Origin of the sequence: Curtobacterium sp. MCBA15_016 (genome assembly GCF_001865105.1) — a bacterium.
Classification (GTDB): domain Bacteria; phylum Actinomycetota; class Actinomycetes; order Actinomycetales; family Microbacteriaceae; genus Curtobacterium.
Map to the genome: position 1 here is coordinate 1 of NZ_MJGR01000028.1, position 23,646 is coordinate 23,646.

The 23,646-nt window shown below is 70.3% G+C and carries 24 protein-coding genes and 2 tRNA genes; 9 read left to right on the forward strand and 17 right to left on the reverse strand.

What is annotated here, in order from left to right; genetic code table 11:
• Positions 1-94: 94 nt before the first annotated feature.
• Complete coding sequence (gene clpX, locus BIV03_RS12080; protein ID WP_022907244.1) at positions 95-1,375, reverse strand: ATP-dependent Clp protease ATP-binding subunit ClpX; 1,281 nt, start codon at positions 1,373-1,375, stop codon at positions 95-97.
• Between the two features lie 216 nt (positions 1,376-1,591).
• On the opposite strand from clpX, the gene BIV03_RS12085 reads away from it, so the two are divergent.
• Both BIV03_RS12085 and BIV03_RS12090 read left to right on the forward strand, forming a co-directional pair.
• On the forward strand, positions 1,592-2,317 hold the full coding sequence (locus BIV03_RS12085; RefSeq protein WP_070416571.1) for a YcnI family protein: 726 nt from the start codon (positions 1,592-1,594) through the stop codon (positions 2,315-2,317).
• On the forward strand, positions 2,314-3,024 hold the full coding sequence (locus tag BIV03_RS12090) for a copper resistance protein CopC (RefSeq protein ID WP_083403401.1): 711 nt from the start codon (positions 2,314-2,316) through the stop codon (positions 3,022-3,024). Before BIV03_RS12085 ends, BIV03_RS12090 begins: the two co-directional genes overlap by 4 nt.
• Positions 3,025-3,089: 65 nt before the next feature.
• Here the strand turns inward: BIV03_RS12090 and BIV03_RS12095 are convergent, their stop codons facing one another.
• The 5 genes from BIV03_RS12095 to BIV03_RS12115 form a co-directional block, all read right to left on the reverse strand.
• On the reverse strand, positions 3,090-3,749 hold the full coding sequence (locus BIV03_RS12095; RefSeq protein WP_070416572.1) for an ATP-dependent Clp protease proteolytic subunit: 660 nt from the start codon (positions 3,747-3,749) through the stop codon (positions 3,090-3,092).
• A gap of 29 nt (positions 3,750-3,778) precedes the next feature.
• Positions 3,779-4,408, reverse strand: coding sequence for an ATP-dependent Clp protease proteolytic subunit (locus BIV03_RS12100; protein ID WP_070416573.1), 630 nt, complete (start codon positions 4,406-4,408; stop codon positions 3,779-3,781).
• 168 nt (positions 4,409-4,576) lie between these two features.
• Positions 4,577-5,884 carry a trigger factor gene (gene tig, locus BIV03_RS12105; protein WP_070416574.1) on the reverse strand — a complete coding sequence of 436 codons (1,308 nt, stop codon included), beginning with the start codon at positions 5,882-5,884 and terminating at the stop codon, positions 4,577-4,579.
• A 36-nt stretch (positions 5,885-5,920) separates the two neighbouring features.
• Positions 5,921-5,997: transfer RNA gene (locus tag BIV03_RS12110), tRNA-Pro, on the reverse strand.
• Between the two features lie 58 nt (positions 5,998-6,055).
• Complete coding sequence (locus tag BIV03_RS12115) at positions 6,056-6,382, reverse strand: hypothetical protein (RefSeq protein ID WP_139201957.1); 327 nt, start codon at positions 6,380-6,382, stop codon at positions 6,056-6,058.
• A gap of 54 nt (positions 6,383-6,436) precedes the next feature.
• Here BIV03_RS12115 and BIV03_RS12120 point away from each other — a divergent pair.
• The 3 genes from BIV03_RS12120 (at position 6,437) to BIV03_RS12130 (ending at position 7,446) form a co-directional block, all read left to right on the forward strand.
• A tRNA-Gly gene (locus tag BIV03_RS12120) sits at positions 6,437-6,510 on the forward strand.
• A 112-nt stretch (positions 6,511-6,622) separates the two neighbouring features.
• Positions 6,623-7,213: a transcriptional regulator gene (locus BIV03_RS12125; protein WP_071295888.1), complete on the forward strand. Its 591-nt coding sequence runs from the start codon at positions 6,623-6,625 to the stop codon at positions 7,211-7,213.
• Complete coding sequence (locus tag BIV03_RS12130; protein WP_071295889.1) at positions 7,210-7,446, forward strand: hypothetical protein; 237 nt, start codon at positions 7,210-7,212, stop codon at positions 7,444-7,446. The genes BIV03_RS12125 and BIV03_RS12130 overlap by 4 nt, the downstream gene beginning before the upstream one ends.
• A gap of 30 nt (positions 7,447-7,476) precedes the next feature.
• On the opposite strand, the gene BIV03_RS12135 is transcribed toward BIV03_RS12130, so the two are convergent.
• The 7 genes from BIV03_RS12135 to BIV03_RS12165 form a co-directional block, all read right to left on the reverse strand.
• Positions 7,477-7,767, reverse strand: coding sequence for a DUF1905 domain-containing protein (locus tag BIV03_RS12135; RefSeq protein WP_071295890.1), 291 nt, complete (start codon positions 7,765-7,767; stop codon positions 7,477-7,479).
• A gap of 219 nt (positions 7,768-7,986) precedes the next feature.
• Positions 7,987-8,901 carry an endo-beta-N-acetylglucosaminidase H gene (locus tag BIV03_RS12140; RefSeq protein ID WP_071295891.1) on the reverse strand — a complete coding sequence of 305 codons (915 nt, stop codon included), beginning with the start codon at positions 8,899-8,901 and terminating at the stop codon, positions 7,987-7,989.
• A 28-nt stretch (positions 8,902-8,929) separates the two neighbouring features.
• Positions 8,930-11,938 (reverse strand): glycoside hydrolase family 38 C-terminal domain-containing protein, encoded by a 3,009-nt coding sequence (locus tag BIV03_RS12145; protein ID WP_071295892.1) that lies wholly within the window; start codon positions 11,936-11,938, stop codon positions 8,930-8,932.
• A gap of 65 nt (positions 11,939-12,003) precedes the next feature.
• Positions 12,004-13,389: a cellulase family glycosylhydrolase gene (locus BIV03_RS12150; protein WP_071295893.1), complete on the reverse strand. Its 1,386-nt coding sequence runs from the start codon at positions 13,387-13,389 to the stop codon at positions 12,004-12,006.
• On the reverse strand, positions 13,389-14,384 hold the full coding sequence (locus BIV03_RS12155; RefSeq protein ID WP_217637382.1) for a carbohydrate ABC transporter permease: 996 nt from the start codon (positions 14,382-14,384) through the stop codon (positions 13,389-13,391). Before BIV03_RS12155 ends, BIV03_RS12150 begins: the two co-directional genes overlap by 1 nt.
• On the reverse strand, positions 14,381-15,259 hold the full coding sequence (locus tag BIV03_RS12160) for a carbohydrate ABC transporter permease (protein ID WP_071295894.1): 879 nt from the start codon (positions 15,257-15,259) through the stop codon (positions 14,381-14,383). Before BIV03_RS12160 ends, BIV03_RS12155 begins: the two co-directional genes overlap by 4 nt.
• Entirely contained in the window at positions 15,259-16,554 is a 1,296-nt protein-coding gene (locus BIV03_RS12165; protein ID WP_071295895.1) for a sugar ABC transporter substrate-binding protein, read from the reverse strand. Before BIV03_RS12165 ends, BIV03_RS12160 begins: the two co-directional genes overlap by 1 nt.
• A 111-nt stretch (positions 16,555-16,665) precedes the next feature.
• Here BIV03_RS12165 and BIV03_RS12170 point away from each other — a divergent pair, with 111 nt between their 5' ends.
• The 3 genes from BIV03_RS12170 (at position 16,666) to BIV03_RS19655 (ending at position 18,381) form a co-directional block, all read left to right on the forward strand.
• Entirely contained in the window at positions 16,666-17,697 is a 1,032-nt protein-coding gene (locus tag BIV03_RS12170; protein ID WP_083403402.1) for a LacI family DNA-binding transcriptional regulator, read from the forward strand.
• Positions 17,698-17,803: 106 nt separating this feature from the next.
• Positions 17,804-18,127, forward strand: coding sequence for a hypothetical protein (locus BIV03_RS12175; protein WP_070416587.1), 324 nt, complete (start codon positions 17,804-17,806; stop codon positions 18,125-18,127).
• A 101-nt stretch (positions 18,128-18,228) separates the two neighbouring features.
• Complete coding sequence (locus tag BIV03_RS19655; protein WP_156794738.1) at positions 18,229-18,381, forward strand: hypothetical protein; 153 nt, start codon at positions 18,229-18,231, stop codon at positions 18,379-18,381.
• 35 nt (positions 18,382-18,416) lie between these two features.
• On the opposite strand, the gene BIV03_RS12180 is transcribed toward BIV03_RS19655, so the two are convergent.
• The 3 genes from BIV03_RS12180 to BIV03_RS12190 are packed head-to-tail and all read right to left on the reverse strand — an operon-like array spanning position 18,417 to position 21,516.
• Positions 18,417-19,292, reverse strand: a complete 876-nt coding sequence (locus BIV03_RS12180; protein ID WP_083403403.1) for a DMT family transporter — start codon at positions 19,290-19,292, stop codon at positions 18,417-18,419.
• Positions 19,293-19,302: 10 nt separating this feature from the next.
• The gene (locus BIV03_RS12185; protein ID WP_071295897.1) at positions 19,303-19,965 is read right to left on the reverse strand and encodes a response regulator transcription factor; all 663 of its coding nucleotides are present in this window, start codon (positions 19,963-19,965) and stop codon (positions 19,303-19,305) included.
• Positions 19,966-20,004: 39 nt separating this feature from the next.
• A complete protein-coding gene (locus BIV03_RS12190) occupies positions 20,005-21,516 on the reverse strand; it encodes a sensor histidine kinase (RefSeq protein WP_071295898.1) in 1,512 nt (503 codons plus the stop codon).
• A 95-nt stretch (positions 21,517-21,611) separates the two neighbouring features.
• On the opposite strand from BIV03_RS12190, the gene BIV03_RS12195 reads away from it, so the two are divergent.
• Positions 21,612-22,190, forward strand: coding sequence for a hypothetical protein (locus BIV03_RS12195; protein WP_071295899.1), 579 nt, complete (start codon positions 21,612-21,614; stop codon positions 22,188-22,190).
• A gap of 18 nt (positions 22,191-22,208) precedes the next feature.
• Here BIV03_RS12195 and BIV03_RS12200 read toward each other — a convergent pair whose 3' ends face one another.
• A complete protein-coding gene (locus BIV03_RS12200; protein WP_071295900.1) occupies positions 22,209-23,612 on the reverse strand; it encodes a serine hydrolase in 1,404 nt (467 codons plus the stop codon).
• Between the last annotated feature and the right edge of the window lie 34 nt (positions 23,613-23,646).

Genomic DNA, 23,646 nt, shown 5'->3' on the forward strand with positions numbered 1-23,646 from the left:
CGGAAACGTGGTTCGACGTGCGCCCGGCCCGCCCAGCCGCCGCGCGAGCCGCCAGCTGGCGCGCGGCGCGCAAGCGCGCGCCGCGCGCGCCCCGCTACGCGGACTTCTCGACGCGCTTCGCCCTCGGCCGCGGGACGATCGTCGGCGCAGCGTTCTCGAGCACCGACTCGCGGGTGATCACGACGCGTGCGACATCGTCGTCCGACGGCACGTCGAACATCACCGGCCCGAGCACCTCTTCGAGGATCGCCCGGAGCCCACGAGCACCCGTCTGCCGCAGTACCGCGAGGTCCGCGATCGCCTCGAGCGCACCCCGATCGAACTCGAGCTCCACCCCGTCGATCTGGAACATCCGCTGGTACTGCTTCACGAGCGCGTTCTTCGGCTCGGTCAGGATCTGCATGAGCGCCGACTGGTCGAGCTGCGACACCGTGGTCACGACGGGGAGACGCCCGATGAACTCCGGGATGAGCCCGAACTTGTGCAGGTCTTCCGGCAGGACGTCGGCGTAGAGGTCCTGCTGGTCGAGCGGGCTGTGCAAGGGTGCACCGAAGCCGATGCCCCGCTTGCCGACGCGCGACGAGACGATGTCCTCGAGCCCGGCGAACGCCCCCGCCACGATGAACAGCACGTTCGTCGTGTCGATCTGGATGAACTCCTGGTGCGGGTGCTTCCGACCGCCCTGCGGCGGGACCGAGGCGACCGTGCCCTCGAGGATCTTGAGGAGCGCCTGCTGCACGCCTTCGCCCGAGACATCGCGCGTGATCGACGGGTTCTCGGCCTTGCGGGCGATCTTGTCGACCTCGTCGATGTAGATGATGCCGGTCTCGGCACGCTTCACGTCGTAGTCGGCTGCCTGGATGAGCTTGAGCAGGATGTTCTCGACGTCTTCGCCGACGTACCCGGCCTCGGTCAGGGCAGTGGCGTCCGCGACGGCGAAGGGCACGTTGAGCCGCTTCGCGAGGGTCTGCGCGAGGTAGGTCTTGCCGCAGCCGGTCGGCCCGATGAGCAGGATGTTCGACTTCGCGATCTCGATGTCGTCGCGGTCTTCGGCTGCGGTGATCTGCCCCTGCGCGCGGATGCGCTTGTAGTGGTTGTAGACCGCCACTGCGAGGGAGCGCTTCGCCGGGTCCTGCCCGATGACGTACTCCTGCAGGAAGTCGAAGATCTCGCGCGGCTTGGGGAGCTCGAAGTCACCGCTGGCGGTGTCCTCGCCGGCTTCGGCCAGCCGCTCTTCGATGATCTCGTTGCACAACTCGACGCACTCGTCGCAGATGTACACCCCGGGACCGGCGATCAGCTGCTGGACCTGCTTCTGGCTCTTGCCGCAGAAGGAGCACTTGAGCAGGTCAGCGCTCTCTCCGATGCGTGCCATGTCGGTGCCCTCCTTGGTAGACCGATGCAGGTCGACGACCTGCCCGACTCGTACCGAGCCTAATCGCAACCGGTGACACCGACCGCGACGCCGAGCCGGTTTCGCCCGGCGCGTTCGCCCAGGGCGTTCGATCCTGCTACCGTGTCCACGACTTCTCTACAAGTTGTAGAAGCCGCAGTCGCGGGTCGGAGGACCCGCAGTCCCGGAAGGAACCCCATGTCCAAGCGCCTCGCCGTCGTCGGCACCGCGACCCTCGGCGTCACCGCTGCGATCGTCCTCGGCACCGCGGGTGTCGCCAGCGCCCACGTCTCGGCGACGGCCACCTCGACCGCGGCGAACTCGTACACGACGGCCACCTTCTCGGTCCCGCACGGCTGCGACGGCTCCCCCACGACGAAGATCGAGTTCCAGGTGCCGGAGTCCGTCATCGAGGTCACGCCGACCGTCAACCCGAACTGGACGATCACGAAGGCCACGGCGCCGTACACGAGCCCGTCGGCCTCTGCGGACGACGAGTCCGCCGAGGACGCGGGCGAACGCGTCACGAGCGTCACCTACACGGCGAAGACCCCGCTCCCCGCCGACGAGCGCGACACCTTCGCGCTGTCCTTCTCGCTCCCGGACGGCAAGCCCGGCGACCTCGTCGAGTTCCCGGCCCTGCAGACCTGCGAGAAGGGCTCGGTCGAGTGGAACCAGGAGCAGAAGGCCGGAGAAGCCGAGCCCGAGCACCCCGCGCCCTCGATCACGCTGACCGCGGCCGAGGCCACCGACGACGACGGTGACCCCGTCGCCGCCACCCCCACGGCCGCAGCGGCAGCGGAGTCCACGCCCGCCGACCCCGACCTCGTCGGACGCTTCCTCGGCCTCGGCGGCCTGGTGCTCGGAGCAGCCGCCCTGGTCGTCGCCGTCGCCGGCACCCGCCGTCGGAGCGCCTCCAAGTGACGGAGCGCGACACCTCGACGAGGCGCGTCACGACGACGGACCGCGTCACGTCGACGGAGCGGTCACCGCGCCTCCGGCGGGCCTGGAGGCGCGGTGCCGGTGTCGCCGCCACCCTCGCCATCGCAGGCGGTGCGGTCCTCGGCCTGGCCGGCCCCGCCAGCGCGCACAACTACATGATCGCCTCGACCCCGAAGGTCGACGGCACGCTGACCGCGCTGCCGAAGGCCTTCGAGATCACGACGAACGACAAGCTGCTCGACATCGACGACACGAACTCGGGCTTCGCCTACCGGATCGTCGGCCCCGACGGGAAGTACTACGAGGACGGCTGCCTCGACGTGGACGGCCCCTCGATGACCACGACGGCCGCACTCGGCGCCTCGGGGAAGTACACCGTCGAGTGGCAGATCGTCTCCGCCGACGGGCACACCGTGTCGGACGAGTACCGCTTCGCGTGGGACGCCCCCGCCGGGTTCACCCCGTCGAAGGGCTCGTCCACCCCGCCCGTCTGCGCCACGGCCGGCAGTGCGGCGAGTGCCAGTGCCGACACCACGGGCACCGCCTCGGGCGACACCGACTCCACGACGTCCGACGCCCTCTGGATCGGTGCCGGCGGCGTCGTGCTCGTCGGGCTCGTCGTCGCGCTCCTGCTGCTCCTGCGTCGTCGCCCCGCCCCCGCGGCCGACGACGACCCCACCGACGACTGACCCCATCGCACGACGAAGGCCCCGCACCGATCGGTGCGGGGCCTTCGTCGTGCGGGTCGCCGGTACTACTTGACGAGCGCCGGCAGGTTCTTGCGGCTCGTGAGGACCTGGTCGATCAGGCCGTACTCGAGCGCCTCTTCGGCGGACATGATCTTGTCGCGCTCGATGTCGTTGTTGACCTGCTCCGGCGTGCGGTTCGAGTGCTTCGACAGGGTCTCCTCGAGCCAGGTGCGCATGCGGAGGATCTCCGCTGCCTGGATCTCGATGTCGGAGGCCTGACCGCCGCCCTGCTGGACCGCCGGCTGGTGGATGAGCACGCGGGCGTTCGGGAGCGCCAGACGCTTGCCGGGGGTACCGGCAGCGAGGAGCACCGACGCCGCCGAGGCAGCCTGACCGAGGCAGACCGTCTGGATCTGCGGACGGATGTACTGCATCGTGTCGTAGATCGCCGTCATCGCGGTGAACGAGCCACCGGGCGAGTTGATGTACATCACGATGTCGCGGTCCGGGTCCATCGACTCGAGCACGAGCAGCTGGGCCATGACGTCGTCGGCCGACGCGTCGTCGACCTGGACGCCGAGGAACACGATGCGGTCCTCGAACAGCTTCGCGTACGGGTCCTGCCGCTTGTAGCCGTAGGCCGTGCGCTCTTCGAAGCTCGGCAGGATGTACCGATCAGTGGGGGCCGGGACGTTCTGCGCGCCACCGAGCATGGGGAGATGCATTCTCGTTTCCTTTTCTTCGGTGGGTGGGGTCAGGACTGGGCGTCGGGCTCGGCCGCGTCGGTGGGGGTCTCGCCGTCGCCGACGGTGCCACCACCGCCGATGACCTCGGTCGACGATGCACGGAGGTGGTCGACGAAGCCGTACTCGAGGGCTTCCTGCGCCGTGAACCAGTTGTCGCGGTCGTTGTCCTTGAGGATCTGCTCGATCGACTTGCCGGTCTGCTCCGCCGTGAGCTCGGCCATCCGCTGCTTCATGTCGAGGATGACCTTCGCCTGCGTCTGGATGTCGGCGGCCGTACCGCCGAACCCACCCGACGGCTGGTGCAGGAGCACGCGCGCGTTCGGGGTGATGTAGCGCTTGCCCGGGGTGCCCGACGAGAGCAGGAACTGCCCCATCGAGGCGGCGAGGCCGATGCCCACCGTGACGATGTCGTTCGGCACGAACTGCATCGTGTCGTAGATCGCCATACCGGCGGTGATCGAGCCACCGGGCGAGTTGATGTAGAGGTAGATGTCCTTCTCAGGGTCCTCGGCGGCGAGCATCAGCAGCTTGGCTGCGATCTCGTTCGAGTTGTCGTCGCGGACCTCGGAGCCGAGCCACACGATCCGGTCTCTCAGAAGGCGGTCAAAAACACTGGGGTTCAGTGTCGCTTCGGCCATGGAAAAGCTCCCGTTCAGTTGTCGCTTGTTGTCGAACTTATCGGGTGCAACGCACCACTTCTCGTCTGTTCGCTGTCGGCAATGCGGTGGTGCCGAAATACGGGACGGGAGGCGCGGTGCCAGCTGGCACCGCGCCTCCCGTCCGTCGTGCTGGTGGCGTCGAGATCGTTACTCGGCGTCCTCCGCAGGCGTCTGCGCGACCCCCGCCGTGAAGGCGGAGAGGTCGACGTCGTCACCGTTGGTGTCCTTGACGGTCACCTTGGAGAGGACGGTCGCGACGGCCTTGGAGCGCGCGACCTCGCCGACCATGCCCGGGATCTGCCCGTTCTGGTCGATGACCTTGATGAACTCGCCCGGCTCCATGCCGTACTGCGCAGCGGCCTGGATGAGGTACTGCGTGAGCTCTTCCTGCGAGACCTGGATCTCTTCCTTCTCGGCGATCGAGTCGAGGAGGATCTGCGAGCGGAAGGCCTTCTCGCTGGACTCGGAGACCTCCTTGCGGTGCTCGTCGTCCTCGAGGCGGTTCTCCTGCTCGAGGTGGCGGTGCACCTCGTCCTCGATGAGCTGCTCCGAGATCGGGATGTTGACGTCCTCGATGAGCTTCTCGACGAGCTTGTCGCGAGCCGCGGCGCCCTGACCGAAGGTCTTGGACTTCGCGATCTGCTCCTTGAGGTCCGCCTTGAGCTCGTCGATCGTGTCGAACTGGCTGGCGATCTGCGCGAACTCGTCGTCGGCCTCGGGGAGCTCGCGCTCCTTGACGGCGGTGACGGTCACGGCGATCTGGGCGATCTCGCCTTCGCGGTCGCCACCGACGAGCTTGGACTCGAAGGTGGTGGACTCGCCGGCGGTGAGGGACTCGAGCGCCTCGTCGATGCCCTCGAGCAGGTCGCCGGAGCCGATCTCGTAGGAGACGCCGGTGGCCGAGTCGACCTCGTCGTCGCCGATGGTGGCGGTGAGGTCGATCTGGGCGAAGTCACCCGTGGTCGCCGGGCGGTCGACCGTGACGAGCGTGCCGAAGCGGGTGCGCAGGTTCTGCAGCTCCTCTTCGATCTCGTCGTCCGAGACCTCGACCGCGTCGACGGTGAGCTCGTACTTGTCGTACTCCGGCAGGTCGAACTCGGGGCGGACGTCCACCTCGAAGGTGAGGACGAGGTCGCCCGTGAAGTCCTTGACGTTCGGGAGCTCGGCGACGTCGGCCTCGGCGCGACCGAGGATGCGCAGCTCCTGCTCCTCCACCGCCTGGCGGTAGAAGTTGTCGATGGCGTCGCCGACGGCGTGGTTCAGGACCTCGCCGCGGCCGACGCGCTGGTCGACGATCGCCGGCGGGACCTTGCCCTTGCGGAAGCCGGGGATGTTGATCTGCTCGGCGATGTGCTTGTACGCGTGGTCGATGCTCGGCTTGAGATCTTCCGGCGTCACGTTCACGGTGAGCTTGACGCGGGTGTCGCTCACCTTGTCGACGGTGCTGGTGGCCAAGGGATGTTCTCCTGTTGGTTGACGTTCGTGTGGTCCTGGTCGGGGCGACAGGATTTGAACCTGCGACCTCCCGCTCCCAAAGCGGGCGCTCTACCAAGCTGAGCTACGCCCCGTTTGACTGGGCCAGGGGTGTCCGCGCACGCCGGTGGGGCGCATGCGACGCCGATGAGTCTAGCGGTCCCCGGGCGCGCGGTTCCCGGCAGGTTCGGAGCCGTCGTCGGCGGCGCGTCGCAGGCCCGTCCGCCACCGCACGCCGACGACGACCTGCACGCCGAGCGCGGCCACCGCGAGCAGGATGCCGGCGACGATGCGCCACGCGTGCAGGAGCGCGTGCGCGGGCTGGGCCTGCGGGTCCCCGAACAGCTCCGGCCGCAACGAGAGGACGGTCGCGGCGAGGACGACCAGCACGTAGGAGAGCACCCGCGAGCGCTTGATCCGCCGGGCATCCCGGTCGCTCGGCGGGAGCACGACCCGGGACGACACGGTACGTGGTGACATGTCGGTGCTCGTTCGTCCGCTACGATGGTCGGGCTGCGCCTGGTGCGCAGGCGCGGGGATGTAGCTCAATGGTAGAGCCCCAGTCTTCCAAACTGGCCACGCGGGTTCGATTCCCGTCATCCCCTCCACTCCTCGCTCGCGGCCCTTCCGGGCCGTCGATCGGTGTGCGGTCAACCGACTGCAAGGAAATGTTTGCAAAGAACTGTTTGCAAACATCTCTTTGCGGTGTACGGTCGAGTCATGACCGACGAGACCCGCATCCTCGACGTCGCCGCCCTCAAGGCACTGGCGCACCCGCTCCGGGCGCGCCTGCTCGACCTGCTCTCCCAGAACGGCCCCTCGACCGCGACGTCGCTCGGCGCGAAGCTGGGCGAGTCGAGCGGCTCGACGAGCTACCACCTCCGGCAGCTCGAGCGCCACGGGTTCGTCCACGAGCTCCCCGACCGCGGCAACGCCCGCGAGCGCTGGTGGGAACGCACCGCCGGTCGGATCAGCATCGGCAGCCCCGACGAGGGCCCGGCCTCCCCCGCGCAGCAGACGGCGACGCAGCTCGCGAGCCTCGCCGTGATGGACGCCGAGAACGACCTGGTGCGCGAGTGGACCACCCGTGACCCCGACACCGTCCCGGCCGACTGGCGTGGCGTCTCGGGGTCGTCGACCTACGTCGCGCTCACTCCCGACGAGTACGGCGCGATGTGGCGGGAGTTCGAGGCCGTCATCGAGCGGTACCGCGCCATCCGCGGGCAGGCCGCCGATCTGCCCGAGGGCGTCCGTCGTGTGTTCGCCCAGGTCCGCAGCGTCCCGATCATCGACGAGGAGCCGACACCGTGACCATCTACCAGCCCCGCACGCTCCCGGTCCCGCCGATCTCGCCGGTCGAGGTCCTGACCAACCGACTCGGCACCGCGCTCGTCCGCTGGAGCCTTCGACACGCCGAACGCCGTGCCCTCCGAGCCGTCACGGCCCGCGAACGCGCTCTCCGTCGCGCGCTCGGTGAGCGGGCCCCGGCGATCACGAGCACGACGACCGACCTGGTCGCGGCCGAGCTCCGTCGGCGCTGGTGACCCGGCCGGCACGACCACCGTCCGCGGACCTCAGGGACCTGCGAGCTCGAGGGTGATCGCCGGTTCGTCGCCCAGCTCGACACCCGCGCGACGACGTTCCGCGGCCCGGAGGGGCACGAGGTACCCGCCGTCCCTCGGGAAGAGCGAGGTCGTCCAGGTCACCGACCCGATCGTCACGCGGGCGGGGATCACGCCCCAGCCGTAGGTGAGCATCGGAGCGAGGTCGTGGATCACCTCGGCGGCGTCCGGCGGCACGACGGCGTAGAAGAACGGCGCCGGGCCGCGCCACTCGATGACCTCGCCGGTGAACTGGAGCTCCACGTCGCGATCGTACGGCGCACCGCACGCGGACGGGCGGGTTCTGCCGCGTTCGTGACCGTTCCGGTTCACGATCCCCGGGTTCTGCGAACCAGAACGGTCAACGCGCACGCGCGAATCCTGCTCCAGCGACGGGAGGCGAGGGACGGGACGGACGCGCCCCGCGCCTCCTGGACCGTGCCGAGGAGACGCGGGGCGCGAGCCGCCGCACCGGACGCGACGTCAGTGGTACGTCGCGGCCTGCCCGTAGAGCACCTGCGTCATCGACGACACGTACGACGAGACGTCACCGTCCGGCAGGTTGTACGTCATGAAGACGCCGTACCCGTCGGCCTTCGTGCGCTGTGCGAGCGACACCGCGGTGGACTGCGCCGTGTTCTGGATGTCGACCGCGGCGGCGGACAGCTTCGCCTTCCCGAGGCCCGGGATCGACGGCGCCGAGTAGGTGCCGTAGTACGGGTTCCAGGCGTAGTCGAGCTTCGAGCCGATGGTGCTGCTCGACGACGAGAGCGACGAGGACGCCGGGCCGATGTCGTAGAACGAGATGAGCTTGCCGGGCATCTGGGCACGGAGCGCGGTGATGAGCCAGCCGATCGACTGCTGGTTCGGCTGCGGCGTGCCGTTCGTGCCGTAGTCCGAGTACTCGTCGTCGAGGTCGACCCCGTCGAGGCCGTACTTCGTGACCGTGGCGGTGACCTGGGACGCGAAGTCCGCGGCGGCTGCCTGGGTCGGGAAGTGGGCGATCCCGGCGCCCTGGTGGTTGCCGAGGATCGACAGCGAGACCTTGATGCCCTTGGCCTGCAGCGGCTTGATCTGCGTCGCCGCGGCGTCGAGCGTCGCCTGCACCTTGTCGTTGTTGTACAGAACGGCCTTCGAGCCGTTCCAGTTGATGTTCGCGGCGAAGATGATCGCCACGTCGAACGCGTTCGCCCCGTTCGCCAGCTGGTAACGGCCGACGTTCGCGAGCTGGTCGTTGTTGACCTCCACGTACGCGATGCTCGTGGGCCCGGACTTCGTCGCGCTGGTCGCAGACGCGGTCGCTCGCGCCGGGTCAGCCGACGCTGCAGACGGCACGAGTGGTGCCGCCACCATCGCGGCGATGGCCGCCACGATGCCGAACTTGATCGTCTTCTTCATCACATTCCTCCTTGAATGGGTCGGTCGTTCAGTTGTGTGGGAAGCGGAAGGTGCGGACCTCGTAGGCGTCGACGGCGAACGAGGACGCGTCGACGGTCCCGGCCGAGGCCAGTGGCTCTTCGAGCAAGGTGACCTCCGCCCCCGGACCGAACGGGCCGTCGACCACGATCCCGCCGGTCCCCCTCCGCCCGGACGGCTCGTACACCCGCACGACCAGGTCGCCGGACCGGTCGTCGGCGAGCTTGACGCTCGACAGCACGACGTCCCCGGAGACCTGCACGAGCGGGTCGAACCCGTGCCCACCGGTGGTCACCCGCGCAGCGGCGTTCATGACCAGGCCGGCCGCCGTCGCCCCGAGCTGGTCGGTGCCGATGACGAACCCGTACCGGTGCGTCTGCACGCCCTGGTCGGTCTCGGGGTCGGGGAACCGCGGTGCCCGCAGCAGTGAGAGCCGCACGGTGGTGGTCACGTGCCCGTCGACGGAGTCGCGCGTGGTGTCGAACCCGTGGATCGAGTCGTTCACCAGGGCGACGCCGAAGCCCGGCTCGGACACGAGCACGTAGCGGTGCATCGAGGTCTCGAACTTCGCGGCCTCCCACGAGGTGTTCGTGTGCGTCACCCGCTTCTGCGCCCCGAACTGCGTCTCGGCGACGGTGTGCTCGGCGCGGACGTCGAGCGGGAACGCGACCTTGAGGAACTTCTCGGTCTCGTGCCAGTCGGTCGTCTGGTCGAACTCGAGGGTGCGGGAGTCCGGCGCGAGCACGAGCTCCTGCCGGACCGTCGAGTCGCCGAACGCCCGCTCGACGACGACGCGCGCGACGCCGTCAGCGTCGACCGAACCGTGCAGCCCGGTGACCGACACGAGGTCCTCGACCCGGTTCCGGTAGTAGCGGTCGACGTCCCACGCGTCCCACATGTTCGGGAAGTCCTGGTGCAGCTGCAGCAGGTTCGCCGCCTGCCCCGGAGCGATCGCCTCGCGCCCGGTCGCCCGGTCGACGGCACTCGTCACGAGCCCCTGCGCGTCGACGACGACCCGGACGAGGTCGTTGGCGAGCACGTACCCGCCGTCCTCCTCGGTCAGTGCCACGGCGGTCGGCTCCGGCACGTCGGTCGCCAGGACCGCGCCCTGCGCGGGTGCGCCGGCCTGGAGGAACGGGGCCGGGTTCACGACGACGGCCGCATCCCCGGTACCGGCGAGCGCCGACAGCGCCTGGTCGATGATCGTGGTCAGGGCGCGGTCCGTCTCGGCGTACTTCGCGACCGCTTCGCGGTGCACCCACGCGATCGAGGTCCCCGGCAGGATGTCGTGGAACTGCTGGAGCAGGACCTGCTGCCAGAGCGCGTCGAGCTCGTCGTACGGGTACTCGAACTCGGTCCGGGATGCGGCGGTCGTGGCCCAGAGCTCGGCCTCGATGAGGAGCTGCTCGGAGCGGCGGTTGCCCTGCTTCGTGCCGTGCTGGCTGGTCAGGGTCGCGCGGTGCAGCTCGAGGTAGAGCTCCCCCACCCACACCGGCGGGTCGGGCAGCTCGGACTTCGCCCGGTCGAAGAACGTGTCCGGGTGCTCCCATCGGACCTTGGCACTCCCCTCGAGGTCGGCGAGGCGCTTCGCCGTGCCGGTCATCTCGCGGGTCGTGCCACCGCCGCCGTCGCCCCAGCCGACCGGCGCGATCGACCCCGAGGCGAGCCGGTTCTCGCGGAACTGCCGGGAGGCCTTCGCGACCTCGCTGCCGGACAGCCGCGAGTTGTACGTGTCCATCGACGGGAAGTGCGAGAACACCCGCGACCCGTCGATGCCCTCCCAGAGGAAGGTGTGGTGCGGGAACTTGTTCACCTGGTTCCACGAGATCTTCTGCGTGAAGAACCACTCGAAGCCCGCGCGACGCATGAGCTGCGGCAGGGCCGGGGAGTACCCGAAGCTGTCCGGCAGCCAGACCCCCTTCGGCCGGATCCCGAACTCGCGCTCGAAGAACCGCTGCCCCTGCGAGAACTGGCGGACGATGCTCTCGCCCGTCGGCATCACGGTGTCGGACTCGACCCACATGCCGCCGATCGGCAGGAAGCGTCCGGCCGCCACGGCGGCCTTGACCCGGGCGTAGACCTCGGGCCGGTGCTCCTTGATCCACGCGTACTGCTGCGCGCTCGACATGCCGTACAGGAAGTCGTCGGTCTGGTCGATGAGCTCGGTCATCGTCGAGGTGGTGCGGGCAACCTTGCGGATCGTCTCGCGGACCGGCCAGAGCCAGGCGGAGTCGATGTGCGCGTGCCCGACGGCGGAGATCGTGTGGGCGGAGGCCTCGGCGGGCGCGGCGAGGACGTCCGCGAGGGCCGCTCGGGCCTCGGGGGCGGTCGCGGCGATGTGCTGCAGGTCGAGCCGGTCGAGGGCGTCGTCGAGGGCCTGCAGGATCCGCATCCGCCGCGGTCCCTCCGGGAGCTCGGCCTGCAGTTCGAGCAGGACGTCGATGTCGAGCGCGAGTTCGTGCACCTCGGACTCGAAGACGGCGAGGTCCATCCGGCGACTCGTGTAGAGGCGCGTCGACGACGAGGTCTGGACGTCGCCCTCGTGCGTCGGGAGGAAGGGGTGGTAGTCGAGCAGGACGGGGTTCGACGCCGCCTCGACGAAGAGCTCGACGGTCTCGCCGCCGACGGCCTCCTCCGCGACGAGCACCCACTGGTTCCGGGGGTTGATCGACTTCACGGGCGTGCCGTCCGCGCGGTAGACGAGTCCCTCGCACTGGAACCCGGGCATGTTCTTGTCGAAGCCGAGGTCGACAACGGCCTCCACACGGCGGCCGGCCCACTCGTCCGGCACGGTCCCGGTCAGCCGGAACCACGTCGTCCCCCATGCTGCACCCCACGTCGTGCCCACCTCGTACGGCGTGAACTCGAGCGCGAGCCCGGCCGCGGGCGGGATCGGCTCCCCCGGCAGCTCGTGCCACGCGGTGTCGAGCGGCGTCGCGGTGGCGTGCACCGCCGGCAGGATGCGTTCGTCGAGGACGCGTCGCGCCCGGCCGGTGGTGAGGGGGATGTCGTCGTGCATGGGGACCTTCCTGTCGTGCGGTGGTGCTGGACGTGCGGGTGTGCGGGGTGTGCGGGGTGTGCGGCTCAGGCCATCGTGGCCGGGTGGGCCACCGACAGGAGCTCGGTGTGGGTGTCCTCGGGGACGTCGACGCACCGGGTGATGCCCCGGGCGGCGAGCAGCGCGTGGTCGTCGACCCGCGAGCGCAGGACCACCTGGGGACCGCGTCCGTCCGGGGCCGTCGAGGCGAGGGCGAGCCAGGCCGCGGCGAACCGGCCGCCCGGCGCGCAGTCGGCCCGGAGCCCGCCACGTGCGGCGCCGTCCGCGAGCACGTCGTCCAGCACGAGGGCGGTGGCCGGCGGCCCGGACACGGCACCGGTCGTGTCGGCCCGGCCGCGGGTGCCGTGCTCGCGGGCGAGAGCGGCGAAGGCCTCCCCCGCCGGCTTCAGCCGACCGTCGTTCGTGAAGAGGCCGAGGTCGTACTCGAGCTCCGGGAAGTCCGCGAGCGACCGCGAGACGTCGTGCGAGCACCACCACGTGACACCGAGCACGTGCTGCGCGTCGAGCACGTGCCGGATCGTCTGCTCGGTGAACGCGGCGGCGTCGGCGGGGTCGACCACGTTCGTCGGGGCGCCCACCTCCTGCAGCCAGTTCGGGCGCTCGGGGTCGCGGTTCCACGCGCTCGCGAGCTGCAGCAGGTACTCGCCGTGGCGGACCGAGCCGGCCCCGAGTGCGCCGTGCAGGGTCGCCGAGCCGTTGAACACCCACGAGTGCGTGACGGTCGCGTCGCCGTGGTCGGCCGCGTGTTCGGGGCCGAACGGCTGGGCGTCGTCGTACCAGGCCGCGTCGTACTGCGCGACGGTGACCAGGGGCCGTGGACGCGACCCGGTGCCGGGGCGGGCGGGCGGTGCCGAGCCGAGCCGCGCCTCCAGGCCGACCGGACTCGACAGCCCGGCCCGCGCCGCCGCGACCATCGCTGCCGCCCACGCGTGCCCCTGCTCCGCCGTGATGTCGTGCGGCGTCGGGTGCGGCGCGTGCGCGAACTGGTTCACCTCGTTGCCGATGGTGATGCCGAGCAGGTTCGGTTTGTCGGCGACGGACGCGGCGAGCGCCTCGACGTAGGCCGCCGTCGACGCGACCACGTCGGGGTCGGTGAACATGTTCCGGCGGTGCCAGCTCTCGAGCCACGAGGGCACGAAGTCGAAGCTCGACAGGTGCCCCTGCAGCGCATCGACGTTGACGTCGAGCCCGAACGAGCCCGCGATGTCGACGACCGTCGCGACGTCCCGGAGCGCCGACTGCCGGATGAGCGTCCGGTTCGGCTGCACGACCGGCCAGAGCGGGAAGATCCGCACGTGGTCCGCGCCGAGCGACGCGATCTGCTCCATGTCCCGCGCCGTGTCCGACGGCGAGAAGTCGAGCCACGAGTGGAACCAGCCGACCGAGGGGGTGTGGTTGACGCCGAAGCGCATCAGCCCTTCACCCCGCCCTCTTCGACGCCCTTGAAGAAGAACCGCTGCAGGATCGCGAAGATCACCGCGATCGGGATGAACGCGATCATCGTGCCTGCGGCGATCATGCGCTGGTCGGTCGCGAACGTGCCCTGCAGGTACTGCAGCCCGACGGTCAGCGTCAGCTTGTCCGGCGACTGCAGCACGATGAGTGGCCAGAGGAAGTCGTCCCACGCGCCGATGAACGAGAAGATCGCGATGACGGCGATGGTCCCCTGCACGGCGGGCAGCGAGATGTACCGGAGGCGCTGCAGGGCGTTCGCGCCGTCCATCACGGCTGCCTGGTCGATCTCCTCGGGGATCTGCCGGAACGCGTTGAACATGAGCAGGACGTTGAGCGCCGCGATCATGCCGGGCAGGGCGACGCCGACGAGGGAGTCGGCGAGGCCGAGGTCCTTCACGGTGACGAACTGGGAGATGATCGTCGCCTCGCCGGGGAGCACCAGGGTGGCCAGGAAGAGCCCGAGCACGGCCTTGCGGAAGCGCCACTGCAGCCGGGCGAGCGCGAAGCCCGCGAGGGTCGCGAACACGATGTTGCCGAGCACGTCGATCGCGGCGACGACGAGGGAGTTGCCGATGTACCCGAACACGGGGATCGCCTCTCCCACCCGCAGGTAGTTGCCGAAGGTCGGCTGCGTGGGGATGAAGGACGGGTTCGCCGTGTAGATGTCCTCCCCCGTGCCCTTGAGCGAGGTCGACAGCTGCCAGAGGAACGGGCCGATCGTGATGAAGAGCACCACGACGAGCAGGACGTAGCGGAGTACCTTCTCGCGGGTGGACATGACGCCCCACGCGGCGCGGCGCCGCTTACGTCCGTTGCGTCCGTTGCGCCCGTTGCGTCCGTTCGGTCGGGAGGCGCGGCTCCCGTCGGTCGCGCCGGTCACGTCCGGCGCGGGTGCGGCCGCGCCGGCGGCGCCCCCGAGGACGGGTTCGGTGGTCGAGGTCGTGTTGGTCACTTGTCCGCCTTGCTGTTCATCCGGGCGAGGGCGAGCATCGGGATGAGCGTCACGACGAAGAGCAGGAGGCTCAGGGCGGACGCGTAGCCGAGGTTGCCGGTGAAGCCGCGGGCGTACTGCTGGATGAGCATGACGAGCGAGTTGTCCTGCCCGCCCGGTCCGCCGGTGCCGTTGGTGAGGATGTAGAGCTCGCTGAACACCCGGAGCGCGCTCACGCACACGAGGATGCCGACGAGGGTCATGGTCCCCCGGACGCCGGGCATGGTCACGGACCAGAACCGGCGGACGGAGCCGGCGCCGTCGAGGGCCGCGGCTTCGTGCAGGTCCTTGCCGACGTTCCCGAGGGCCGCCAGGAAGATGATCATGTAGTACCCGAGGCCCTTCCAGACCGTCAGGCTGATCGCGCTGAAGACGAGCAGCCACCGGTCGGTGAGGAACGGGATGGAGCTCTGCACGATCCCGAGGGACTGCGCCATCTCGTTGATGACCCCGCGGTCGTCGAGGATCCAGTTCCAGATGAGCCCGACGACGACGGCGCTGGCGATCACCGGCGTGTAGTACGCGGTCCGGAAGAACGCGATGCCGGGGAGCTTCCGCTCGACGAGCACCGCCATGAGCAGCGGGAGCACCGTCAGCAGCGGCAGGCACACCGCCATGTAGATGACGCTGTTGAGGAGCGCCTCCCACACCTGCGGGTCGGCGAGCAGCGTCTCGAAGTTCTCGAGGCCCACCCACTGGCTCACGCCCCCGAGCGGGCTGGCGTTCGTGAACGACAGCCGGACGGTGTTGATCGACGGCCAGAGACTGAACGCGAGCAACCAGACGAGCGCCGGCAGGACGAGCAGCCAGGGCGTGAACCAGCGGTTGGCGCGCATCAGCTGTTCGCCAGCAGGCTGTTCATCTTGCTCTGCGCGGTCTGCAGCGCCTGCTTCGGCGTCGTGCCGCCCTTCATGGCCAGCGCGATCTGCTGGTCGAGGAAGTCGGTCATCGCCGAGTTCGCCTCGACCGGGTTGAGGTTCTTCGCCGTCTTCAGGGCGTCGTTGGCGAGCACGCGGGCCTTGGCCTCGACGGTGCCGTCGTCCTTCGAGAAGTACGGGTCGGACTGCGACGAGGTGGTCGACGGGAAGATGTTGACCAGGTGCGCGAAGGCCTCCTGGTTCTTCGCGTTCGTCATGAAGGCGGCGAGCGCCTCGGCCGTGGCGATGTGCTTGCTCTTCGCGCTGACGCTGAGGCCCTGCACGTAGAGCGGCGGGTTGTCGAGGGCCGACGACACGACGATGTTGCCCTTGAGCGAGGGGTTGTTCTTCTCGAAGTCGCTGATCGCGGTGGCGCCACCGGTGGTCCAGGCGACCTTGCCCTGCGTGAACAGGGTGGAGTTGCCGAGGTAGTCGGTGTTCAGGACGGACGAGGGCATCAGGCCCTCCTTGTAGGCCTTCGCGTACTTCGCGATGAGGTCGGCCGCCTTCGACGAGTTCGCGAAGGTGAACTTCGTGCCCTGGTCGTTGATGATCTTGACGCCGGCGAGCGAGAAGTCCGACAGGCCGGGCTTGCGGCTCATCAGGTAGTCGTCCGGGCACTTCTGGTGCATGGTCTCGGCCTGCGCGAAGAGCTCGTCCGTCGTCTTCGGCGGGTTGGCCGGGTCGAGGCCGCACTGCTCGAACATCGTCTTGTTCCAGTAGTCGACGTCCGTGTTGAGGTACCACGGGTAGCCGAAGGTGCCGTCGACGCCCTTGTAGTTGTACGCGGCGAGCGCGCCCTTGACGTAGGTGCTCGAGAGCTTCGAGTCGTCCTTCGCGACGTCCTGCAGGAAGCCGCGCTTGGCGAGGGGCAGGGCGATGTCCGGCGGCAGGTTGATCACGTCGGGCAGGGAGTTCGACGACGCCTGGCTGAGGACCTTGTCGGCGTAGCCGTCGCCGGGCTGGTCGACGAGCTTCACCTTCGCGTCCGGGTACTTCGCCTCGAAGTCCTTGATCACGCCGTTGAGGTAGTCCGTGTAGGTCGGGGTCAGCGCCCAGGTCTGCAGGGTGATCGATCCGTCGACCTTGCCGCTCCCGCCGCCGCTGCCGGCGCTGCTGCCGCTCGAGCAGGCGGTCAGCGCGAGGGCCGTGACGGCCGCTCCGGCGAGGATCGCGAGGGCGCGTCCCGTCGTCCTGCGTGTGGTGTTCTTCATCGCTCGTGACTCCTTCGTCGTGGTGCGCGTCGTGCTGAACCGGTTCAGTCCCCGTCACCGATCCGTGTGAATGGAGCGATGATTTCCGACTAAAGCGTTATAGTCAACCCCGTGGCCCAGAACCGTCGCACGACGATCGCCGACATCGCCGCACGAGCCGGCGTGTCCATCAGCGCGGTCTCGTTCGCGCTCAACGACCGCCCCGGCGTGTCCGACGAGACCCGAGCGCGGGTGCAGGCCATCGCCCGCGAACTCGACTGGCAGCCGCACACCGCCGCACGCGCCCTGGGTGGTGCGAAGGCCGGGTCGATCGGCTTCGTGCTGAACCGGCCGGCCCGGACGCTCGGCACCGAGTCGTTCTTCGGCGACCTCATCTCGGGGATCCAGCTCGGGCTGGCCGGCAGTCACGTCGGCATGAACCTCCTCGTCGCGCGGGACGCCGCCGAGGAGCTCCAGACCTACCGGGACTGGTGGCGCGGACACCGGGTCGACGGCGTGATCGTGATCGACCCCCGCCGCGACGACGACCGGCTCACGCTGCTCACCGAGCTCGGGATGCCCACCGTCGTCGTCGGGTCGCACCCCTCGGCCGAGCCCGCGGCACCGACGGTCTGGATCGACGACTCCGACGCGACCGACACCGTGCTGCGGTACCTGCACGCGCTCGGGCACCGGCGGATCGCGCACGTGGCCGGACGACCGGAGTTCGAGCACACGGCGATGCGGATCGACCGCCTCCGCGAGTTCACCGCGACCGAGGGGCTCGAGGACGCCGTGTCGATCCCGACCGACTACTCCGCCGAGGCCGGGGCGAGCGCGACCAGGTCCCTGCTCTCGCGGAGCGTCCGCCCCACCGCGATCGTGTACGACAACGACGTGCTCGCGGTCGCCGGGCTGGGCGTGGCGAGCGAGATGGGCGTGCGCGTGCCGGGTGACGTCTCGATCGTGTCGTTCGACGACTCGGCGATGGTCCGGCTCGTGCGGCCGTCGATCACCTCGCTCACGCGTGACACGGTCGAGCTCGGGCAGCGGGCGGCGACGCTCCTGCGCGAGCAGATCGACGCCGGCTCGCCGCTGCCGTCGCGCCCGGGGCCGTCGCTGACGCTCAGCGTGCGCGAGTCGACCGGCCGCGTGCGCCCCTAACCCCTCCGCCCCGCCGGCCCCGTCGACACGCCGATCTCGGGCGCCGCGTGCGCACGGGCAGCGCGGCCGACTTGACGCCGGTTCGAACACACGTTCGAATACTCTCGTGGGACGGCGTCGCGAGAACCGGTGGCAGCCCCCGGAACACCCGGAGGTCGAGCGTCCGCGCGCCTACTCCCTCTCCGAGGACGCCCGCGGTCCGGACGTCTGCCACGCCGTCACCCCCGTGCCGGTCTGGGCGTGGATCCAGTTCCCCACGTTCCACGTCCGCGTGAAGGCCTTCGCGAAGAGCTGGACCCGCGACGCCGTCCTCGTCGAGTGGGCGCAGTTCGGGCAGCAGGCGAACGCGTGGGTGTGGCGGTCCGCGGTGAAGCACCGCACCCTGCGTGCCGACGCGGCGCGGCGCAGTCCGCAGAACGCACCACGTTGACTTCCCCCGACATCGCGAGGATCGTTTACGGAACACCGGTACAGCAAGTAACTCACTGATCGAGACATTCGGTCCGAGTGCTGACGCTGGGAGGAGGCACCATGAAGAAGAGCGAGGTGCCGTCCTGGGTCGCCCACGTGCTCACCCCGCCCGAGGTCATCGCGGCCTACGTCGAACGACGGGTCAACGACCCGGCGTTGCTGACGGGTGAACACACGGAACCCACGTACGCGGACTTCCTGCGCGACGAGTAGACGGTCTTTCCGGAGGCGCGGCACACGTTCCGGACTCACGGAACGGGATCCGCGCCTCCCGTTCGACCGCCCCGACCACGACGCGCGGACAGCGTCACGCCCACGCTCGCGGCGGTGACGCACGCGAGGGCGACGACCTCGAGCAGCGCGAGCGCTTCGTGCAGGATCAGCAGGCCCGCGAGGGCCGCGATCGCCGGCCCGAGGCTCTGCAGGACCCCGAAGACACGGGTCGGCATCCGCCGGAGCGCGAGCATCTCGAGCGCGTAGGGCAGGACGCTCGACAGCACGGCGACGCCGCCGAACACGAGGAGGAGCACCGGTTCACGGACGACCCCGTCGACCGCCGACCGGAGCCCGAACGGCAGCGACACGAGCATCGCGACGAGCATCGACACGGCGAGCCCGTCCACGCCGGGGATCGCGGCGCCCACGTGCCGGTTCATGACGATGTAGCCCGCCCAGCACACCGCGGCGAGGACGGCGAACACGACACCGCCGACCGCGGTCACCGCCGCCGGACCGACCCCGAGCAGCACGACCCCGGCGAGCGCCAGCACCGCCCAGAGCACGTCGCGCCACCGTCGGGTGTGCACGAGGGAGAGGGCGAGCGGGCCGAGGAACTCGATCGTCACCGCGACCCCGATCGGGATGCTCGCGAACGCCACGTAGATGAAGACGTTCATGCCGCCGAGCGCCAGCCCGAGGCCGATCGCACCGAGCCACTGCGGCCGGGTCCAGTGCCGGACGCGCGGCCGGACCACGAGCGCGAGGACGACGGCCCCGATGACGAGCCGCAGTGTGGCGGCGCCGACCGAGCCGACGTCGTCGAACCGGGTCTTCGCGATCGCGGCGCCGAGCTGCACGGACACCATCGCCGCGAGGGCGAGGAGCGGCGCCGGGACGCGGTTCACCGGTGCGCCGTCACCCGAGGTAGGCGAGCACGGCGAGGACCCGCCGGTGGTCCTCGCCCGTGTCCTCGAGCGCGAGCTTGCCGAAGATGCTCGAGACGTGCTTCTCGACCGCGCCGGTGCCGATCACGAGCGCGCGGGCGATCGCGGCGTTGGTGCGGCCCTCGGCCATCAGCCCGAGGACGTCGCGCTCGCGCGGCGTGAGCGCTGCGAGCGGGTCACGGCGGCGGCTCATGAGCTGGGTGACGACCTCGGGGTCGAGCACGGTGCCGCCGGTGGCGATGCGGCGGACGGCGTCGTCGATCTCCTCGAGCCGGGTGACGCGGTCCTTGAGCAGGTAGCCGATGCCGGTCGCGCCCGCCGCGAGGACGTCCTCGGCGTAGGTGGCCTCGACGTACTGGGACAGTAGGAGCACGCCGGTGCGCGGAGCCCGGCGCCGGGTCTCGACGGCGGCGCGGACGCCCTCGTCGGTGAAGGTCGGTGGCATCCGCACGTCCATCACCACGACGTCGGGGGCACCGTCGGGGAGCGTGGCGAGGAAGGAGTCGGCGTCGGCGTACTGCCCGATGACGTCGATGCCCGCTTCGTCGAGCACGCGCGAGAGTCCTTCGCGCAGGAGCACGGCGTCGTCGACGACGACGGCCCGGATGCGTGCTGCATCCGGGCCGTCGCTCATGCCGACCAGCCTAGTGGGAGCGCGGACGCTCCCGGGGGCTCACGAGCGCGTCGTGGGCACGCCGTTCAGGGCGCCGAGCGGGATCCGTGCCGTCGCCTCGGTCGGACCGCCCTCGGGGCTCGAGACCGTCAGCTCGCCGTCGAGGGCGCGCATCCGACCCATCAGCCCCTCGATGCCGTGCCCCTCCTGCGGGCGGGCCCCACCGCGGCCGTCGTCGGTGACGCTGACCGTGAGGTACCAGAGTCCGGAGGCGTCGACCACGAGTCCGAGGTACACCCCGGCGGTCGAGGCACCGGCGTGCTTCGTGGTGTTCGTCAGCAGCTCGCTCACCGTGAAGTACACGTTGCGCTGGATCTCGGTCGCGAGCTCGAGCCCGTCGGGCAGGCGGACGTCCAGGCCGACGGGGATCGGGGTCCGGGCGACGAGGGCCTCGAGCGCGGCGACGAGCCCGCGGTCGAGCAGGATGGGCGGTGCGAACCCGCGGGAGAGTGCACGCAGTTCGTCGAGGGCGTCCTGGGCGTGTGTCGATGCCTCACCGATGAGCTGCTTCGCCTTCGCCGGGTCCTTGTCGAAGGCACGCTCGGCCGCGGACAGGTCCATGCGCAGGCGGACGAGTCGCTGCTGCGGGCCGTCGTGCAGGTCGCGCTCGATCTGGCGGAGTGCCTGGCCCTCGGCGGTGACGGCGCCGGCACGGGAGGCCTGGAGCCCGGCGACCCGACGCTCGAGCTGCTCCGCACGGAACCCGCCGAGCAGACCGAAGTCGATCCAGAAGTGCGCGATCACGGAACCGCGGGCCCACAGCGGGAAGAGCACCACCGAGGCGGCCATCGACAGGAGTCCGAGGAATCCGAAGCCCACGACGGACGTCATGTCCCACCCGAAGTACTGCGCGCTCATGCCGTTCACGAACGCGACCCCGGCGAGCCCGATCGGCCAGAGGAAGCCGGCGAGGAGCAGTGCCCCGGCGCCCACCGTGCAGAGCGCCGCGATCGGGTACACGACCGCCGCGTGCAGCAGGTACAGCCAGTAGTGCGGGTTGGCGACGGCCGAGCCCGTGCGCGTCCACCAGTTCTGCTGCCACCGGGGCGTCCAGTCGACCGGTCGGATCGGGCGGTTGTCGGCCCACCCGATGCGGAGCTTCTCGAACTGTCCGAGCCACCGCGCGACGAACAGCGCGATGAAGAACATCAGCAGGACGAACGGGTTGAAGAGGTCGCGGAAGCCGCCGCCGAAGATCGCCGCGGGGAACGCGGCGTAGAGCGTGCAGAGCAGCACCGCCGTCAGGGCCATGTAGCCGAAGTCGCGCGGCAGGCGCTTCCACGCCTCGCGGTAGAACGCGCCGGCGGTCATGCCCGTGCCCGATCCGGACCCGCCGGGCGCGGTCGGGTGTGCCGGCGGGACGCTCGGGCCCTGGCCGCTCGCGGGCGGCGTCGACGACCACGTCGGGGGCGTCTGGTTCGGCTGTGCGGGCATCGGTTCGGTGGCTCCTGGCGGGACGGAGTCGTGCAGCGGGACGGTCTCGGCCTGGTCGAGGCGGGCGGTGTCGGTCATGACACCAAGCCTCGCGATCACCGGCTCGATCCCCCATCCTGCCCCCTCCCGAACCGGAGGTGGGGTTATCCCCCGCACCGGCGTACCGTGTGGCCATGGGGAACACCACGGGGGTCCGGGTCGCGTCGGCGGCCGCCATTGTCGCAGCGCTCGTCTTCGGTGCCGAGGGGCTCGGCGACGCGTGGGGGGTCCTTGCCTTCGGCCCACCGGCGTTGCGGCTCGCCGGAACGGTCGTCGCCGGTGTCTGCGGAGCGGTCGTGCTCGTCGCCGCCCTGCGTTCCCGGGACCGCCGCGCCGTCGCGTTCGGGGTCGCCGTGCTCGCGTTCGCCCTGGCCTGGGCCGTCCCCGGGCCGATCGGCGACGGGCTGTACTGGATCGCCCGGGCGGCGCTCGTGGCGTTCGGCGTGCTGACCGTCCGTGGTCTGCGCGGACCGCAGCGCGTGCTCGGCTGGGTCGTGACGATCGCCGCGGCGCTGTGGTTCGTCGTGTCCGTCCTGACACAGACGGTCCCGCCGCCCTCCACCGCGCAGGAGGTCCTCGCCGTCGTGTACGCGGTCCCCGGCGTACTGCAGGCGGTCGCGTTCCTCGCGGCGGCCGTCCTCGTCGCCGTGCCCCTGCTCCGCCTGGTCGGTACCGGTGCGGGGTCGCTCTGGTCCTCCGCCGAGGTCCGCTGACCCGGACCGGTCCCCCGCTCAGACCAGACCCGCGGCGACCTCCGGCGTCTCCACCGGGATCGTCCACGGCTCCGACGTCATGCCGCCGCCGGCCCGGATCGACAGCACGGAGCCGTCGGCGTCGCGGCGGTACGTCACGTCCTCGTCGATCGACCCGAACCGGTTGCCGTGGGTCATCCGGAGCGTGTCCGCGTCGACGACCTCGAGCCGCGTCGGGGTGACGAGCGGCTCGGGTGCGGACGGGTCGACCTCGACGAGCCGGTCACCGATCCGGGCGATGTCGCTCACACCCCAGGGGTTCGCGAAGCGGCCGGTGAACGTGCTCGTGTCGACATCGGCCGGCACCGGGGTGCCCGGGGCGTCCGCGTCGGCCGCTGCGTCGAGGAACTGCACGATGGCGGTGGCGATGAGCGTCGCGGGGCCGGCCGCCGCGCTCGTCAGCACGGAGACGACGAGCCCGGACGCGGGGTCGAACAGCGACTGCGTGATGTGCCCGGGGAACCCGCCGGAGTGGCCGCGGACCTCTCGCCCGCCGATCCGGTCGACGATGAACCCGGCGCCGTACCCGCGTGCTGCCGGGTCCTCCGTGGCGCTCCACGCCTTCCGCTGGGCGAGCCGCTTCGAGTGGTCGTCGAGCAGGGTGCCGTGGCCGATGACGTGCTGCGAGAAGTACCGGACGAGGTCGGACGCCGTGCCGTGGAACCCCGTCGCCGCAGCCATCGCTCGCGTGTCGACGTGGTCGAGGCGGTGCCGGGTGCGCGCGGTGTGGAACCCGGAGTAGCCGACCACGAAGTCGTCCGCGCGGGCGGGGTCCCAGTCGGGACCGGTGTTCCGCAGCCCCAACGGCTCGGTGATCGACTCGCGGACGAAGTCGCCGTAGGACTGCCCGGAGACCGCCGCGATGACGAGTCCGAGCAGCGAGTACCCGAGGTTCGAGTAGTTGAACGACGAGCCTGCGGGGACCTTCTGGCCCCGGTCGAGGACGAGCGCGAGGAGCTCCTGTTCGTCCGGGAAGGGGCGCAGCTGCGACCAGTAGTCGCCGTCGTGGCCGTCCCGGATGACCCCGGCGCCCATCTCCATGAGCTCGCGGAGGGTCGCGTCGGCGAGGGGCGAGCCGCCGTCGACGAGTGCGGGGACGTACGTGCCGACCGTGTCGTCGAGCCGGAGTGAGCCCCGCTCGGCGAGCTGCAGGAGCGCGGTCGCGGTGAAGGTCTTCGAGTGCGAGGCGATGCGGAACAGGTCCGTCGTCCTGAGGCGCCGGCCGGCCTCGACGTCGGCGTAGCCCCAGGCCTCGTCGAGGAGGACCTCGTCGTCGTAGCCGATCGCGACCTGCACGCCGGGGATCCGGAGTTGCCACACCTTGTACGCGATCCACTCGCGGACGTAGGGCAGGACGGTCTCGTACGCAGCGCGGTTCGACATGCCCTCCACCCTCGCATGTGCCACGCTGGCGGGC